This is a genomic window from Burkholderia sp. Bp8963, assembly GCF_003854275.1.
Classification (GTDB): domain Bacteria; phylum Pseudomonadota; class Gammaproteobacteria; order Burkholderiales; family Burkholderiaceae; genus Burkholderia.
In genome coordinates this window covers 89,039-104,542 of record NZ_QTQP01000002.1, presented here as the reverse complement: position 1 = coordinate 104,542, position 15,504 = coordinate 89,039, and the positions used below count along the sequence as shown (strand labels likewise).

The window sequence follows — 15,504 nt, the reverse complement described above, 5'->3', positions numbered from 1 at the left end:
GCGGATGCGGTTCGACGGCGGCCAGGCCGGCTGGCGTGACACGCCGCGGCCCGGCTGCACGCTGGACCAGCGCGACTGGCTGACGCGCGGCGGCTCGCTGACCGCGCATCTCGCGCGGCTCGGCCGCGTGAGCGTGCGCGTGACGCGCGAGGCGGTCGACAGCCCGTGGTTCGACGAGCACACGGCCGTCGCGAGCGCGCCGCGTGCGCCGATGTGGGTGCGCGAGGTGATCCTGTCGGTCGACGGCACGCCGTATGTCGCCGCGCACAGCATCGCGCCGCTCGCCGCGAGCAAGGGCATCTGGCAGGCGATGCGGCGGCTGCGCACGCGGCCGCTCGCCGAACTGCTGTACAGCGATCCGCAGGTCGATCGTTCGGCGCTCGTCAGCCGCCGCGTGATCGCCGGCCATCCGCTGTATGCGCTCGCGTGCCATGCGCTCGGCGGCGAGCGAGCGCCGCATGCATTCGCCGCGCGGCGCTCGGTGTTCCAGCGTCATGGTGCGCCGCTGATGGTGACCGAATGCATGTTGCCGGCGTTGTGGCGGCATGTTGCCGCGTACGGTGACGGGCCGAGTCCGCGCGGAGCCGCGTGATGTTGCGCGGGTTTCCGCCGGTCGTCGGGCCGGACACGCATACGATCATCCTCGGCAGTTTTCCCGGTGAGGCGTCGCTCGGCGCCGCGCAGTACTACGCGCATCCGCGCAATCAGTTCTGGAAGCTTTTGGGTGCGGTTCTAGGTGAACCTGGATTGCATGAACTTGCCTACGACGCACGCCTCGAACGCGTGCTGAAGCATGGCATCGGCATCTGGGACGTGCTCGCCGCGTGCCATCGCGAAGGCAGTCTCGATTCGGCGATCCGCAATGCGACGCCGAACGACTTCGAGTCATTGCGGGAACACGCACCGTTGCTGAAGAAGGTTTGCTTCAATGGCAAGACGGCGGGGCGGTTTGCCGATGTGATCGGCGCGGCGGGATATGACACGCTCGTGCTGCCTTCGTCGAGTCCGGCCAATGCGATGCTGTCGTTCGAGCAGAAGCTGGTGTTCTGGCGGGGAATCCGCTCCTGACGGTCCGACAGCCCGGCATTCACCGTCAAAGCCCGAGCGCGAGAAACCGGGTGCCGTCTAACGGATTCTCGTAATAGGGCGGGGTGTCGACGAACCCCAGGCGCTCATACAGGCTTTGTGCGAAACGGGTTTGCGGAACCGAGTCGAGCATCAGCGTCGAGAATTCCAGCGTCTTCGCTTTGCGGATCACCGACGTCACCAGCGCTTCACCGAGCGACAAACCTCGAAAAGCTTCACGTACATAGAGCCGCTTGAGTTCCGCGGTTTCCGCCGTATGCCGAAGCAGCCCCGCGCAACCGGCGATCTCGCCACCGGCATCGGCGATGAAGAACATGCCCGATGGCAGCGTGTAGATCTGCTCGAACGCGTCCATTTCGGCATCGAATCCACGGTAGGACAGATCCATATCCAGCCAACGGACATACTCGCGGACCACGGCGACGAGGCTGCGCGTATCGGCGGGGAACACGGCTTCGCGAATGATCGGCGTCGGCGATTGCATCGCGGCGCTCAGATCCATACGTCGTTTTCGGCCGTTCTTTCGTTGGCCGTATCGCCGGTGTTGACGACGCCGCGCGGTTCGATCAGCAGCAGCTTCACTTCGGACTCGGCATAAGGCTTGTGCTCGACTCCCTTCGGAACCACCGCCATTTCGCCGGGAAGCAACTCGATCGAGCGGTCGCGGAAGTCGATGCGCAACCGGCCTTCGAGGACGATGAACGTCTCGTCGGTGTCGGCATGTCGGTGCCAGACGAAATCGCCGACGATCTTCACGACCTTGAACTGATAGTCGTTCATTTCGGCAACGACGCGCGGTTGCCAGTGGCCGTCGATCTGACGGATCTTGTCGAGCAGGTTGATCGTCTTGTGCTGACCGCGCTGCTCGGGTGTCAGTCGGGATTCGGTGTACATGGCGGCTCCGTTCGGGTGGCATCTGGAACGAGCTTAGGCCGGCCGCCGGCGAGCGGTCTTGAACGATTGTGCGCGCTCGCGCTAGTCGGCGCGCGGGCCGCCCATCATCGCGAGCCAGCGTGCGGGAGGCAGGCCGTATGCATGACGGAACTGCCTGGTCATGTGGCTCTGGTCGGCGAAACCGGCGGCGGTTGCGGCGTCCACGAGGGACGTGCCGCGCAGCATCATCGCGCGTGCCGTTTCGAGCCGGCGCATGACGAGGTAGTGATAGGGGCTGGTGCCGTAAAAGGTTCTGAAATCGCGCGACAGGCTCCAGCGGTCTTGTCCGCAGATTGCGGCAAGCTCGTCGAGCGTAACGGCTCGCGCGCACGATGCGTGCAAATACTCGCGCACGCGCTGCAGCGCGGCGAAATCAGCGGATTTACGCAGCGCGCGTGCACCCGATGCGCGCTCCAGCGCGAGCGCGAGACCGGCGAGCGCGTCATCGCGTTCGAGCGGCTCCGCGTCGGCGCGCATCTGGCGCAGCGCTGTCTTCGTCGCGTGGAACAGGCGCGGATCGTTCGTGACGCCGCCTTCGACGAACGGCAGCGGCTTCCCGCCGAGCACGTCCTGAATCGCGGCAGGCTGCACGTAAATCATCTGGTAGCGAAACCCGTCGATCGTGCCGGCCTGACCGTCGTGCGCTTCATCGGGATGCAGGACCATCGTCTGTCCCGGCAGGCTGCTGCGCAAGCTGCGCCGGTAGTGGAAGCACTGGACCCCGGCAAGGGTCACGCCGATCGCGTATGTGTCGTGCCGATGCATCGAGTACGCGTTGCCGTGGAAAAAGGCCTCGATGCGTTCGACTCCGTTGGGGGATTCCGAACGGGCAATCCAGTCGGGTCGGACTTTGCTGGTGTCGCTGTTCATTGATCTCTCCGACATCGATCGGTACAGCCTACAGCAATGCTATCCTCTCGTCCGCAAATCCAAGCCTTATCCCTGCGAGATTCATCCATGACCCGACTGATCAAGCGCGCATCCGCCGAGGCGCGCGCATTCGAACGCGGCGAGCCGTCCGCGTACAACGGCTCCACGAAGCTCAAACCGCCGCGCGTGAAGCGCCGCAACGAGATCGACGAGCACGACGACGTGCCCGTCCTCGAAGAACCGCGCAAGCCGCGCTTCGCGCCGGTGACGTTCTCGGAAGAGCGCGGCGTGCGCTACCTGCACTTCGGCACCGAGTGGGTGCAGGGCGCGATGCGGATCTCGAAGCCGCTCACGATCGAACTCGAATATGCGCAGCAAATGATGGCATGGCTGCTGTTCCTCGAAACGCCCGAGCGCATCGTGCAACTCGGGCTCGGCACCGGCGCGCTGACCAAGTTCGCGCACCATTTCCTGCCGCGCGCGAAGGTCGAGGCCGTCGAGCTGAACCCGGCCGTGATCGTTGCCGCGCGCACGATGTTCGCGATGCCGCCCGACGACGAGCGTCTCGTCGTGCACGAAGCCGACGCGTGGGACTTCGTCAACGACCCGGCCAACCGCGGCACGACGGGCGCGATCCAGATCGACCTGTACGACGCGACCGCGCGCGGCCCCGTGCTCGACAGCGTCGCGTTCTACCGCGCGGTGCGCGGCTGCCTCGCCGACGCGGGCATCGCGACGATCAACCTGTTCGGCGACCATCCGAGCTTCGTGCGCAACATGAAGCACCTGAACGCGGCCTTCGGGAATCGCGTGATCGCGCTGCCGGAAGTGCACGACGGCAACCGGATCGCGCTCGCGTTCTCGGGCCCGGCGCTCGACGTGCCGTTCGCGCAGCTCGACGCACGCGCAAAGCTGGTCGAGGACACGCTGAAGCTGCCCGCGCGCAAATGGGTGAAAGCCTTGAAAGCATCGGCCGCCACGGGCGCGACGTCGTTCACGATCTGACGCTTCATGCACCGGCCACATGCCGGTGCAACCACACAGCGGGGACGGATCACCTCGGGTTCGCCCCTGCTTGACCGCCCGCCTGCGGCTCCTATACTTGCGCGAAGCCAGGGGAGCCGCAGCTTACCCGTTTCGCCGCTCCTCTCGCCGCCGTACCCGTTCAAGAACACCGATAACCGGGAATGATGAGGAGACGTCATGGCTCACGATGCCGACGCCAACCGGGCCGCGAAGCGCTGGCTCTGGCTGCTGGTGCTGCCGCTGATCGCGATGGTCTGGGTGCCGTCGTACAACAAGGTCGATCCGCAATGGCTCGGCTTTCCGTTCTTCTACTGGTACCAGCTCCTGTGGGTCTTCATTAGCGCGGTGATCACCGCATTCGTCTACTTCAAGACCCGGAACGCGTGGAAGGCGGGCGGCACGCAAGGAGACCGTCGATGAAGCTTGCCGCTACCTTCGTCTTCGTCCTGCTCTTCATCGGCGTCACGATCATCGGCTTCCTCGCCGCGAACTGGCGGCGCGGCGATCTCGCGCATCTCGACGAGTGGGGCCTCGGCGGCCGCCGCTTCGGCACCATCGTCACGTGGTTCCTGCTCGGCGGCGACCTCTATACCGCCTATACGTTCGTCGCGGTGCCGGCGCTCGTGTTCGGCGCAGGCGCGATGGGCTTCTTCGCACTGCCGTACACGATCCTGATCTATCCGTTCGCGTTCGTCGTGTTCCCGAAGCTGTGGAGCATCGCGAAGCGGCACGGCTACGTGACGTCCGCCGACTTCGTGAACGCGCGCTACGGCAGCCGCATGCTCGCGCTCGCGATCGCGGTGACGGGCATCGTCGCGACGATGCCGTACATCGCGCTGCAACTCGTCGGCATCGAGGTCGTGATCGGCGCGCTCGGCTTCGACACGACCGGCTTCGTCGGCGACCTGCCGCTGATCATCGCGTTCGCGATCCTCGCCGCGTACACGTACACGTCCGGCCTGCGCGCGCCGGCGATGATCGCGATCGTGAAGGACATCCTGATCTACATCACGATCGCCGCGGCGGTGATCGTGATCCCGGCGAAGCTCGGCGGCTTCGGGCAGATCTTCGGTCATGTGCCGCCCGCGAAGCTGCTGCTGAAGGCACCGGACGCGGCGAGCCTGAACGGCTTCAGTGCATACGCGACGCTCGCGATCGGCTCCGCGCTCGCGCTGTTCCTGTATCCGCACTCGGTCACCGCGATCCTGTCGTCGTCGTCGGGCAACTCGATCCGCCGCAACATGGCGATGCTGCCCGCATACTCGTTCGTGCTCGGCCTGCTCGCGCTGCTCGGCTACATGGCGCTCGCGTCGGGCGTGAAGGACATGCCGCAGTACGCGCCTTACTTCAAGGCGTTCGGCCCGAACTTCGCGGTGCCCGCGCTGTTCCTCGAGTATTTCCCGTCGTGGTTCGTCGGCGTCGCGTTCGCGGCGATCGGCATCGGCGCGCTGGTGCCGGCGGCGATCATGTCGATCGCGGCCGCGAACCTTTACACGCGCAACATCCACCGCGAGTTCATCAACCGCAACATGTCGCACGACCAGGAGACCCACGTCGCGAAGCTCGTGTCGCTGATCGTGAAGGTCGGCGCGGTCGCGTTCATCCTCGGGCTGCCGCTGACCTACGCGATCCAGCTGCAGCTGCTCGGCGGCATCTGGATCATCCAGACGCTGCCCGCGATCGTGCTCGGCCTCTACACGCGCGTGCTCGACTATCGCGGCCTGCTGCTCGGCTGGGCGGCCGGCATCGTGAGCGGCACGTGGATGGCGATCTCGCTGAAGCTCGCGAGCTCGATCTTCACGATCCACCTGTTCGGCTATGCGATTCCCGGCTATGCGGCGGTGTGGTCGCTGGTCGTGAACCTCGTCGTCGCGATCGTCGTGAGCGTGATCGTGCGGGTGACGGGGATGGCGCATGCGGAAGACCGCACGCGGCCGGAGGACTATCTCGACGTCGTCGAAAGCTGATGCAGGCCGCGCGCGGCATCGCGCCGCGCGTGGGGCCTGCGGAAATGCAAACGCCCGCCACCCCGAAAGGTGGCGGGCGTTTCAGCTCGTCAGCCTTGCGCGCGCTGCGCGAGGTCGTCGCGTTGCGACAGATCCTCGACGTTGATCATCCAGTGCACGCCGAAGCGGTCCTTCACCATCCCGAAGCCGAGCGCCCAGAACGTCTTCTGGAACGGCATCGACACTTCGCCGCCGTCGGCGAGCGCGTCGAACAGCTTCTTGCCTTCGTCGACGGTCGCCGGGTTCAGCGACAGCGAATAGCCGCTGTGCGTGCCGCCCGCATTGCGGCAGTCGCCGTCCGAGCACATCAGCATCGAATCGCCGATCGTGAAGCTCGCATGCATGACCTTGTCCGCCATCTCGGGCGTGATCGGCTGCTCGGGGTTCGGTGGCGCGTCCTTGAAATGCATCTTGAACATCGTCTTCGCGCCGAGCGCCTTTTCGTAGAACTGAAGGGCAGCTTCGGCCTGACCAAAGAAGGTCAGGTACGGTTGAACTTGCATCGTCGTCTCCTGTTGTTGACCAGCGTCCGCGCTTTGGCACCAACTCTGGTGTCGTACAAAGTTGACCGGGAAGAACGCATCGGGAGCGGCCGGTGCGCCCGTGTCGTGGATTGTAGTGCGCGAGATTGACCGTCGGATGAAAAAATAAAACGGCCGCGAACATTACGTTCGCGGCCGTGTCCGGCAGGGGCTGTTGCCGGCTCCTGACGCTCAGCGCAGCGCGTCGATCATCTTCTCGAGCTTGACCGCGTCGGCGGAGAACAGGCGAATGCCTTCGGCCAGCTTCTCGGTCGCCATCGCCTCGTCGTTCAGCTGGAAACGGAACGACGACTCGTCGATTGCGACGCGCTCGGCGGGCGCATCGGCAATTGCTTCCGGCGACAGCTTGCGCGTGATCGTCTCGTTGCTGTCCTGCAGCTTCTGCAGCAAATCGGGACTGATGGTCAGCAGGTCGCAGCCTGCGAGCTCGGTGATCTGGCTCGTCGTGCGGAAGCTCGCGCCCATCACCTCGGTGTGGTAGCCGAACGTCTTGTAGTACGTGTAGATGCGGCGCACCGACTGCACGCCCGGATCGTTCACGCCGCCGTTCGTCGCCTCATCCCACTCGGCGCCGGCCTGCTTCTTGTACCAGTCGTAGATGCGGCCGACGAACGGGGAGATCAGCTGCGCGCCGGCTTCCGCGCACGCGGCGGCCTGCACGAGCGAGAAAAGCAGGGTCATGTTGCACTTGATCCCTTCCTTCTGCAGCACCTCGGCCGCGCGGATGCCTTCCCAGGTCGACGCGAGCTTGATCAGGATGCGTTCGCGGCCGATGCCGGCGGCTTCGTAGAGCTTGATCAGTTCGTGCGCCTTGTCGACGGAGCGCTGCGTGTCGAACGACAGGCGTGCGTCGACTTCGGTCGACACGCGGCCCGGGATCAGCTTCAGGATCTCGGTGCCGAACGCGATCAGCAGGCGGTCGATGATGAAGCCGGTGCTTTCGTTGCGGTGATCGCGAACGGTTTTTTCGAGGATCGGCTTGTACGCGTCCTTCTGGACCGCTTTCAGGATCAGCGACGGGTTCGTGGTCGCGTCCTGCGGCTTGTATTGCGCGAGCTGCTGGAAATCGCCCGTGTCGGCGACGACGGTGGTGTACTGCTTGAGCTGGTCGAGTGCGGTAGTCATGGCGATTCGAGAAGAGGGCGCGATGCGCCGGGGTTCTCACGGGCCGCGCGGACGCGGCGGCGAAGCGAAGCGGCGCGCGGGGCGCCGCTTCCGATCCGCTATTCTAGGCCGGATTCGCGTCGCGCATGTTTCGCAGGGCGGACGATCGCGCCGGAGGCGGTTTTGCCACGCGCGAGAACGGGGTCGGGCACGCGCGTGTGCGGGTGCGCATGCGGCTGCGCATGCGAACGCGTGTACGTATGCAGGTGCGAATGTGCGTGCGTATGTGAAAACGTGACGTGTGCGCGCCGTCCTATGCAGGACGGCGCGCGTTGAGGATCACCTGCGTGACGATTCCGGCGACGAGCCCCCAGAACGCTGAGCCGATCGACAGCAACGTGAGGCCCGACGCGGTCACCATGAACGTGACGAGCGCCGCTTCGCGCTGCTTCACGTCCTGCATCGCGTTCGCGAGGCCGCTCATGATCGAGCCGAACAGCGCGAGCGCGGCCACCGACACGACGAGCGCCTTCGGCAGCGCAGCAAACAGCGCCGCGATCGTCGCGCCGAAGATCCCCGCGATCAGGTAGAACGTGCCGCACCACACGGCGGCCGTGTAGCGTTTCGCGCGGTCCTCGTGCGCTTCGGGGCCCGTGCAGATCGCTGCCGTGATCGCGGCAAGGTTCACGCCGTGCGAGCCGAACGGCGCGAGCACGAGCGACGCGACGCCGGTCGTCGCGATCAGCGGCGACGACGGCGTCTGGTAGCCGTCCGCGCGCAGCACCGCGATGCCGGGCACGTTCTGCGACGCCATCGCGACGACGAACAGCGGAATGCCGATGCTGACGATCGCCGCGACCGAGAACGCGGGCATCGTGAACACCGGCTTCGCGAGCGCGACATGGAACTGGCTGAAGTCGAGCAGGCCGAGCGCGCCCGCGACTGCGGTGCCGGCGACGAGCGTCGTGACGATCGCATAGCGCGGCGCGAGCCGCTTGACGATCAGGTAGGTAAAGAACATCGCGAGCACGAGCGCGGTCTGGTATTGCGCGGCGCGGAAGATCTCGATGCCGATCTCGAACAGGATGCCCGCGAGCAACGCGGCGGCGATGCCGGCCGGAATCCTGCGCATCAGCGTGTCGAACAGGCCGCTCACGCCGACCGCGGTCAGCAGCAGCGCGCAGACGACGAACGCGCCGATCGCCTCGGCGTAGGGCACGCCGGGCAGCGACGCGATCAGCAGCGCCGCGCCGGGCGTCGACCACGCGACGACGACGGGCGCGCGAAAGCGCAGCGACAGGCCGATCGTCGTCACCGCCATGCCGATCGACAGCGCCCAGATCCACGACGAGATCTGAGCGTCGGTCAGGTGTGCGGCGCGGCCGGCCTGGAACATCAGCACGAGCGAGCTCGTATAGCCGGTCATCATCGCGACGAAGCCGGCGACGAGCGCCGAGACCGAGGTGTCCGAGAAAAAACGACCGCTCGCGCGGCCCGCGCGCGCGGTGGGCGACTGATTCATGCTATCTCCGGGAAGGGCCGCTCGAGCGCGGCCTTCGCATTGGCTGGGGTGTTATTTGCTGAGTGCGCGCATCGCGGTTTCGAGGCCCGCGAGCGTGAGCGGATACATGCGCTGGCCGAGCAGGTCGCGGATCACCGCGACCGACTGGCGGTATTCCCATAGTCGCTCGGGCTCGGGGTTCAGCCACGCATGATGGGGGAACTGGTCGGCGAGCCGGCGCAGCCACACGGCGCCGGCCTCGGGGTTGTTGTATTCGACCGAGCCGCCGGGCTGCAGTACCTCGTAGGGGCTCATCGTCGCGTCGCCGACGAAGATCAGCTTGTAGTCGGGCGTGAACTTGTGCAGCACGTCCCACGTCGCGGTGCGTTCCGCGTGGCGGCGCCGGTTGTGCTTCCACAGATGGTCGTACACGCAGTTGTGGAAGTAGTAGAACTCGAGGTGCTTGAATTCGGCCTTCGCGGCGGAGAACAGCTCTTCGGTGCGCTTGATGTGGTCGTCCATCGAGCCGCCGACGTCGAGCAGCATCAGCACCTTCACGTTGTTGTGGCGCTCGGGCACCATCCGCAGGTCGAGCCAGCCCGCGTTCGCCGCGGTGCTGCGGATCGTGCCGGGCAGGTCGAGCTCCTCGGCCGCGCCTTCGCGCGCGAAGCGGCGCAGCCGCCGCAGCGCGACCTTGATGTTGCGCGTGCCGATCTCGACCGAATCGTCGTAGTCGCGGAACGCGCGCGCTTCCCACACCTTCACCGCGGTGCGGTTGCCGTTCGACGGCCCGCCGATGCGCACACCTTCCGGGTTGTAGCCGCCGTGCCCGAACGGCGACGTGCCGCCGGTGCCGATCCACTTGTTGCCGCCTTCGTGCCGTTCTTTCTGCTCGTCGAGCAGTTCCTTCAGGCGCTCCATCAGCTTGTCGAGGCCGCCCATCGCTTCGATCTGCGCTTTTTCCTCGGGCGACAGCTCGCGCTCGAGACGCTTCTCGAGCCAGTCGAGCGGGACGTCGAACGCGTCGGACGGCAGCGCGGACACGCCGTGAAAGTACGCGCCGAACGCCTGGTCGAACTTGTCGAAATACTGCTCGTCCTTCACGAGCGTCATGCGCGCGAGGTAGTAGAACGCGTCGATCGACGGCGCGATGAGTCCGGCCTTCAGCGATTCGAGCAGCGTCAGGTATTCCTTCACCGAGACGGGCAGCTTCGCTGCGCGCAGCGCGTAGAAGAAATTGAGCAACATGGCCGGGCCTTCGCGACGGGTGGGGAGCTTACCGGTTGTGCCGGTTCATGTAGACGAGCCGCTCGAACAGGCTCAGGTCCTGTTCGTTCTTCAGCAGCGCGCCTGCGAGCGGCGGCACGATCTGCTTGCTGTCCGGGCCGTGCAGTGCGTCGGGCGGGATGTTCTCGGCGAGCAGCAGCTTCAGCCAGTCGAGCAGCTCCGACGTCGACGGCTTCTTCTTCAGGCCCGACACGCCGCGCAGCGAGAAGAAGCTTTCGAGTGCGGCGTGCAGCAGCTCCTCGCGGATGTTCGGGAAGTGGACCGCGACGATCTTCTGCATCGTCGACGCGTCCGGAAACTGGATGTAGTGGAAAAAGCAGCGGCGCAGGAACGCGTCGGGCAGCTCCTTCTCGTTGTTCGACGTGATGATCACGAGCGGACGGTGCTTCGCGCGCACGGTCTCGCGCGTCTCGTACACGTGGAACTCCATCCGGTCGAGTTCGCGCAGCAGGTCGTTCGGGAATTCGATGTCGGCCTTGTCGATCTCGTCGATCAGCAGCACGCTCGGGCGCTCGGCATCGAACGCCTGCCACAGCACGCCCTTGACGATGTAGTTCGCGATGTCCTTCACGCGCTCGTCGCCGAGCTGCGAATCGCGCAGCCGCGATACGGCGTCGTATTCGTACAGCCCCTGCTGCGCCTTCGTGGTCGACTTGATGTGCCACTGCAGCAGCGGCATGTCGAGCGCCGCCGCGACTTCCTCGGCGAGCATGGTCTTGCCGGTGCCGGGCTCGCCCTTGATGAGGAGCGGGCGTTGCAGCGTCAGTGCGGCATTGACCGCAAGCTTCAGATCGTCGGTGGCGACGTACTGCGAGGACCCTTCGAAACGCATGGCGGCGCCTTTCTCTATCCCGAAAAAATCCCAGTATAAGTCAGAAGGGCTGTCGGGTTCGGCGGCGGCCGCGTATCGTGCGGAACGGTGGCGGGGCGGGCCGGGGCGCTTTTATGGACGCCTTCCCCGCCGACGCGGTACAATCTGGCCGTTTTTTTTGGCCTGCGTGGCGACCCGATAAGCAAAACGGCGCGGGCCGTTGCCGCTTCGGCGCCAGTTTCCCCTCAAGCTAGGTTACAAGAGCTATGAACAAATTCGTCGGCAAATACGTCGTTGTCGCAGCGCTCGTGGCGCTCGCGGGCAGCGCGCAGGCGGCCGGTGTGGTCGGCAACCCGAAGGTCGGGGCGAGCAAGGCCGCCATGTGCATCGGCTGCCACGGCATCGACGGCTACCGCGCGGCTTACCCGGAGGTCTACCGGGTTCCGGTCATCGGCGGCCAGAACGAGCAATATCTCGCGAACGCGCTGCAAGCCTACCGCAAGAAGGATCGTCACTTCCCGTCGATGAACGCGATCGCCGGTTCGCTGACGGACCAGGACATCGCCGACCTCGCGGCCTACTACGCCGCGCAGAAAGCCGACTCGAAGGACAATCCCTACAAGTAAGCGCCGCGCTTGCTGATCTCACACGCGGGATAGGAGCATTCATGAACAACGCATTCAAGACGGCGTCGGCGATCGCGTTCGCGGCCGGCCTCGCGATCGGCACCGCGCACGCGGCGGACCTGTCGAAGGGCAAGGACCTGGTCGAATCGCACAACTGCGCAGCCTGCCACGGCGCGAAGCTGAACCAGCCGATCAACGCCGAGTATCCGCGCCTCGCGGGCCAGCACGCCGACTACCTCGTCTGGGCGATGCGCCAGTACCAGATGGGCCTCGCGAACCCGCTGCTCGGCCGCAACAACGCGATCATGCAGGCGCAGGTGCAGAACCTGTCGGTCAACGACATGAAGGACGTCGCGGCCTACATCGAGTCGCTGAAGGGCGATCTCGTGCTCAAGAAGTAAGTGTGCTTTGGCCGCCGGGCCGTAGCGAAAATACCCCGCCGAGGCGGGGTATTTTTTTGTCTGCGTCCGGCCGGCGCGGCCCGTAGCGGGCGGCCGGCGGGACGCAGGCGGCGAATATGTGCCGGTGCGGCGGCTGTATCAGTCGCGCGACGCGCGGCGCAGGATGCGCTGCAGGTACGCGTCCGTATCGGGCGGCGTGTTCGTGCGCTGCGCTTCCCAGATCGTCTCGCCGAGGCATTCCATGATCGCGTGCTGCGCTTCGTGCGTCGAGTCGAGTTTCGCCGCGAGCTTGTCGTGCGCGGCGCGAATCCCGGGCGGCTGGTCGATCGACAATTGCTCGCTGATCGCGAGGTGCATCGACAGGTGCAGGAACGGGTTCGTGCGGCCTTCCTCGGGCGCGTAGTTGCGCGTGGCGGCGCCGTCGGCGTCCGCGAGTTCGGCGTGGTATTCGGGGTGTTCGACGATCCAGTCGGCCGCGATCGCTTCCAGCGGCGTCAGGATTTCGCCGGCGCGCTGCTTGCGCCAGGTGTCGATGAAAAAGCGACGCACGTCGTCGCGGCTCGGATTGAACATGGTGGGGAACGTCGTCATTCGCGCGGCCTCATGCCGCGTCGCGCATTGTACGCCGCCTCGCGGTTCGCCGCTGGCAGGGCGGTCGGGCAGCCGGGCAGCCTGGTAAGCGGGTAAGCGCGGGCTAGGCCGCGCGCCGCGCGGTCGATACACTCCGAGGATTTCTTGCAACCGCCCCGTCCGCCTGCCGATCGCTGCGCCATGTCCTCCACTTCCCGTTCGCCGTCCGCCGCCGTGCAGGGCGCGCTCTTCGTCGCATTGTCCGCCGCCGCGTTCGGCGCGATGGCGATCTTCGGCCGCTATGCGTATGCGGGTGGCGTCGACGTGCTCGGCCTGCTGATCGTGCGCTTCGCGATCGGCGGCGCCGTGCTGGCCGCGATCGCCCGGCATCGCGGCGTCGCGTGGCCGCGCGGCCGGGCGCTCGCGTCACTCGCGGCGATGGGCGCGGTCGGCTATGTGGGCCAGTCGTTCTGCTACTTCAGCGCGCTCCAGCATGCGCAGGCGAGCCTCGTCGCGCTGCTGCTGTACCTGTATCCGGCATTCGTCACGCTGCTCGCCGCGTGGTGGCTCGGCGAGCGGCTCACGCGCACCAAGGTCGTCGCGCTCGTGCTGTGTGTTGCAGGCTCGGCGCTGATGGTCGGCGGCGGTCATGGCGAGCCGCTCGGCATCGCGCTCGCGCTGGGCGCCGCGGTGATCTATTCGCTGTACATCGTCGCCGGCACGAAGGCGACGCGCGGCGTCGACCCGCTCGCGACGACTGCGGTCATCTGCGTATCGGCGACGATCATGCTCGTGCTGATCGCCATCGTGCGCGATGCGGCGTTCGGCGCGCCGCCGCACTGGCCGGCGACGGCAGGCGGATGGGCGTCGATGCTGGCGATCGCGCTGGTGTCGACGGTCGCCGCGATGCTCGCGTTCTTCGCGGGACTCGAGCGGCTGGGCGCGGCACGCACGTCGATGCTGTCGACGCTCGAACCGGTCGTGACGGTCGCGCTCGCGGCGCTGCTGTTCGGCGAGGCGTTGTCGCCGATGCAGTGGGTTGGGGGCGCCGCGATCCTCGCGGCGGTGCTGGCGCTGGTGCGCGCGGGCGGCGCAGCCACGGACGACGCGACCGCGACGTCCAACGCGTAGGCGCTTCATTCGTTGGGCGGCGGCGTCTTCGGCTTGTATTCGCACAGCGGCTCGATCGCGCAATGCCAGCATTCGGGCTTGCGCGCCTTGCACACGTAGCGGCCGTGCAGGATCAGCCAGTGATGCGCATCCTGCAGGAACTCCTTCGGCGTGAACTTCTCGAGCGCGGCCTCGACGGCCCGCACGTCCTTGCCCGGCGCGAGGCCCGTGCGGTTCGCGACGCGGAAGATGTGCGTGTCGACCGCGATCGTCGGGTGGCCGAACGCGGTGTTGAGCACGACGTTGGCGGTCTTGCGGCCGACGCCCGGCAGGCTCTCGAGCGCTTCGCGGTCGGCCGGCACTTCGCCATCGTACTGCTCGAGCAGGATCCGGCACGCGGCGACCACGTTCTTCGCCTTGGTGCGGTAGAGCCCGATCGTCTTGATGTACTCGGCGACGCCTTCCTCGCCGAGCGCGACAATTTGCCGCGGCGTGTTCGCGACCGGGAACATCTTGCGCATCGCCTTGTTGACCGACACGTCGGTCGCCTGCGCGGACAGCAGCACCGCGATCAGCAGCTCGAACGGCGTCGAGTACTCGAGCTCGGTGGTCGGATTCGGATTGAGACTCTGCAGCGTTTCGAAGATCGCGCGTCGTTTGCTGGCGTTCATTGTGGTTTCTTGTCGGGCGGCGTGGGCGGGCCGTCTGCGGATTCGGGCGCGGATTCGGACGCGGATTTGGGCCCGGCTTCGCCGGCCTGCTGCACCTGCTGTTCGGCAAGCCGCTTGCGGCGCGCTTCGGCCGCATCGATCTGCGCCTGGACGGCGGGGCTCACGCGTTCGGTGTTCTTCGGCGCGTCGCCTTGTGCCGCGAGCTCGTCTTTCTTCTTGCGCGCGCGCTCGAGCGCAGCGGCGATGATCGCGCGTTTCTTCGCGTCGGCATCCGCGGCCGCGCCGGTCGGGGCCGCGGGCTGTGTAGCGGGCCGAGAAGAGGACTGTGAAGCGGGCTGCAAATCGGCCGGCGCGGCAGCCGGCTGGGCCGCGCTGGCCGAGCGCCGCGCGGCCGCGCGCGCTTCGGCGGCTTCGCGCTCGCGACGCTCGCGCGCGAGCCGGCGGTCGTGGCGTTCGCGCGCGGCGTCGGCCTGGTCCTGGGTCCATGCGTCCCAGCCGGTGTGCTCGCCGGTCACGGGCACCATCGCGATGCAGTCGACCGGGCACGGCGGGACGCACAGGTCGCAGCCCGTGCAGAGCGACGCGATTACCGTGTGCATCTGCTTGGGTGCGCCGGCGATCGCGTCGACCGGGCACGCCTGCATGCACAGCGTGCAGCCGATGCACAGGCTCTCGTCGATGACCGCGACGGGGCGCGGGCGCTCATCGCCGTTGACGGGGTTCAGCGGGATCACGGGCCTGCCGAGCAGGCGCGCGACGCGCGCGACGCCTTCGGCGCCGCCCGGCGGGCACTGGTTATAGTTCGCGTCGCCGGCGGCGATTGCCTCGGCATACGGGCGGCAGCCTTGATAGCCGCACTTCGTGCATTGCGTCTGGGGAAGCAGATCTTCGATGCGATCTGCGAGGGTCTTGGAGTCGGTCACGGTGACAACGGGCGCCCATGCGCCGAATGTCTCGCAG

At 66.7% G+C, this 15,504-nt stretch carries 19 protein-coding genes; 8 read left to right on the top strand and 11 right to left on the bottom strand.

Annotated elements, in window-relative coordinates:
• The first annotated feature begins 4 nt into the window (after positions 1-4).
• Positions 5-592 carry a chorismate lyase gene (locus tag DID96_RS02370; RefSeq protein ID WP_124597839.1) on the top strand — a complete coding sequence of 196 codons (588 nt, stop codon included), beginning with the start codon at positions 5-7 and terminating at the stop codon, positions 590-592.
• Positions 592-1,068, top strand: a complete 477-nt coding sequence (locus DID96_RS02365) for a DNA-deoxyinosine glycosylase (protein ID WP_124597662.1) — start codon at positions 592-594, stop codon at positions 1,066-1,068. The genes DID96_RS02370 and DID96_RS02365 overlap by 1 nt, the downstream gene beginning before the upstream one ends.
• Positions 1,069-1,093: 25 nt before the next feature.
• Here the strand turns inward: DID96_RS02365 and DID96_RS02360 are convergent, their stop codons facing one another.
• From DID96_RS02360 to DID96_RS02350, 3 genes are all read right to left on the bottom strand, one after another.
• Positions 1,094-1,570, bottom strand: a complete 477-nt coding sequence (locus DID96_RS02360) for a GNAT family N-acetyltransferase (RefSeq protein WP_124597838.1) — start codon at positions 1,568-1,570, stop codon at positions 1,094-1,096.
• An 8-nt stretch (positions 1,571-1,578) separates the two neighbouring features.
• Positions 1,579-1,980, bottom strand: a complete 402-nt coding sequence (locus DID96_RS02355) for a cupin domain-containing protein (protein WP_124597661.1) — start codon at positions 1,978-1,980, stop codon at positions 1,579-1,581.
• Positions 1,981-2,061: 81 nt separating this feature from the next.
• Positions 2,062-2,889: an AraC family transcriptional regulator gene (locus DID96_RS02350; RefSeq protein ID WP_124597660.1), complete on the bottom strand. Its 828-nt coding sequence runs from the start codon at positions 2,887-2,889 to the stop codon at positions 2,062-2,064.
• 87 nt (positions 2,890-2,976) lie between these two features.
• Here DID96_RS02350 and DID96_RS02345 point away from each other — a divergent pair, with 87 nt between their 5' ends.
• The 3 genes from DID96_RS02345 (at position 2,977) to mctP (ending at position 5,882) form a co-directional block, all read left to right on the top strand.
• A complete protein-coding gene (locus tag DID96_RS02345; protein WP_124597659.1) occupies positions 2,977-3,894 on the top strand; it encodes a spermidine synthase in 918 nt (305 codons plus the stop codon).
• 198 nt (positions 3,895-4,092) lie between these two features.
• On the top strand, positions 4,093-4,335 hold the full coding sequence (locus DID96_RS02340; protein WP_124597658.1) for a DUF3311 domain-containing protein: 243 nt from the start codon (positions 4,093-4,095) through the stop codon (positions 4,333-4,335).
• A complete protein-coding gene (mctP, locus tag DID96_RS02335) occupies positions 4,332-5,882 on the top strand; it encodes a monocarboxylate uptake permease MctP (RefSeq protein WP_124597657.1) in 1,551 nt (516 codons plus the stop codon). The genes DID96_RS02340 and mctP overlap by 4 nt, the downstream gene beginning before the upstream one ends.
• Before the next feature lie 89 nt (positions 5,883-5,971).
• Here the strand turns inward: mctP and DID96_RS02330 are convergent, their stop codons facing one another.
• The 5 genes from DID96_RS02330 to DID96_RS02310 form a co-directional block, all read right to left on the bottom strand.
• A complete protein-coding gene (locus DID96_RS02330; protein WP_124597656.1) occupies positions 5,972-6,424 on the bottom strand; it encodes a VOC family protein in 453 nt (150 codons plus the stop codon).
• A 210-nt stretch (positions 6,425-6,634) separates the two neighbouring features.
• Complete coding sequence (gene tal / locus DID96_RS02325) at positions 6,635-7,588, bottom strand: transaldolase (RefSeq protein ID WP_124597655.1); 954 nt, start codon at positions 7,586-7,588, stop codon at positions 6,635-6,637.
• A 292-nt stretch (positions 7,589-7,880) separates the two neighbouring features.
• On the bottom strand, positions 7,881-9,089 hold the full coding sequence (locus DID96_RS02320; RefSeq protein ID WP_124597654.1) for a benzoate/H(+) symporter BenE family transporter: 1,209 nt from the start codon (positions 9,087-9,089) through the stop codon (positions 7,881-7,883).
• 51 nt (positions 9,090-9,140) lie between these two features.
• On the bottom strand, positions 9,141-10,316 hold the full coding sequence (locus DID96_RS02315) for a VWA domain-containing protein (protein ID WP_124597653.1): 1,176 nt from the start codon (positions 10,314-10,316) through the stop codon (positions 9,141-9,143).
• 28 nt (positions 10,317-10,344) lie between these two features.
• The gene (locus DID96_RS02310; protein ID WP_124597652.1) at positions 10,345-11,187 is read right to left on the bottom strand and encodes a MoxR family ATPase; all 843 of its coding nucleotides are present in this window, start codon (positions 11,185-11,187) and stop codon (positions 10,345-10,347) included.
• Positions 11,188-11,432: 245 nt separating this feature from the next.
• On the opposite strand from DID96_RS02310, the gene DID96_RS02305 reads away from it, so the two are divergent.
• A complete protein-coding gene (locus DID96_RS02305) occupies positions 11,433-11,792 on the top strand; it encodes a c-type cytochrome (RefSeq protein WP_124597651.1) in 360 nt (119 codons plus the stop codon).
• Positions 11,793-11,833: 41 nt separating this feature from the next.
• Positions 11,834-12,193: a c-type cytochrome gene (locus DID96_RS02300; protein ID WP_124597650.1), complete on the top strand. Its 360-nt coding sequence runs from the start codon at positions 11,834-11,836 to the stop codon at positions 12,191-12,193.
• Positions 12,194-12,331: 138 nt separating this feature from the next.
• Here DID96_RS02300 and DID96_RS02295 read toward each other — a convergent pair whose 3' ends face one another.
• Positions 12,332-12,766, bottom strand: a complete 435-nt coding sequence (locus DID96_RS02295) for a DUF1841 family protein (protein ID WP_124597837.1) — start codon at positions 12,764-12,766, stop codon at positions 12,332-12,334.
• Between the two features lie 198 nt (positions 12,767-12,964).
• On the opposite strand from DID96_RS02295, the gene DID96_RS02290 reads away from it, so the two are divergent.
• Positions 12,965-13,894 carry a DMT family transporter gene (locus DID96_RS02290; RefSeq protein ID WP_124597649.1) on the top strand — a complete coding sequence of 310 codons (930 nt, stop codon included), beginning with the start codon at positions 12,965-12,967 and terminating at the stop codon, positions 13,892-13,894.
• Between the two features lie 5 nt (positions 13,895-13,899).
• On the opposite strand, the gene nth is transcribed toward DID96_RS02290, so the two are convergent.
• Together nth and rsxB are read right to left on the bottom strand one after the other, a co-directional pair.
• Positions 13,900-14,544: an endonuclease III gene (nth, locus tag DID96_RS02285; protein WP_124597648.1), complete on the bottom strand. Its 645-nt coding sequence runs from the start codon at positions 14,542-14,544 to the stop codon at positions 13,900-13,902.
• Positions 14,541-15,467, bottom strand: coding sequence for an electron transport complex subunit RsxB (gene rsxB / locus DID96_RS02280; protein WP_124597647.1), 927 nt, complete (start codon positions 15,465-15,467; stop codon positions 14,541-14,543). The genes nth and rsxB overlap by 4 nt, the downstream gene beginning before the upstream one ends.
• Between the last annotated feature and the right edge of the window lie 37 nt (positions 15,468-15,504).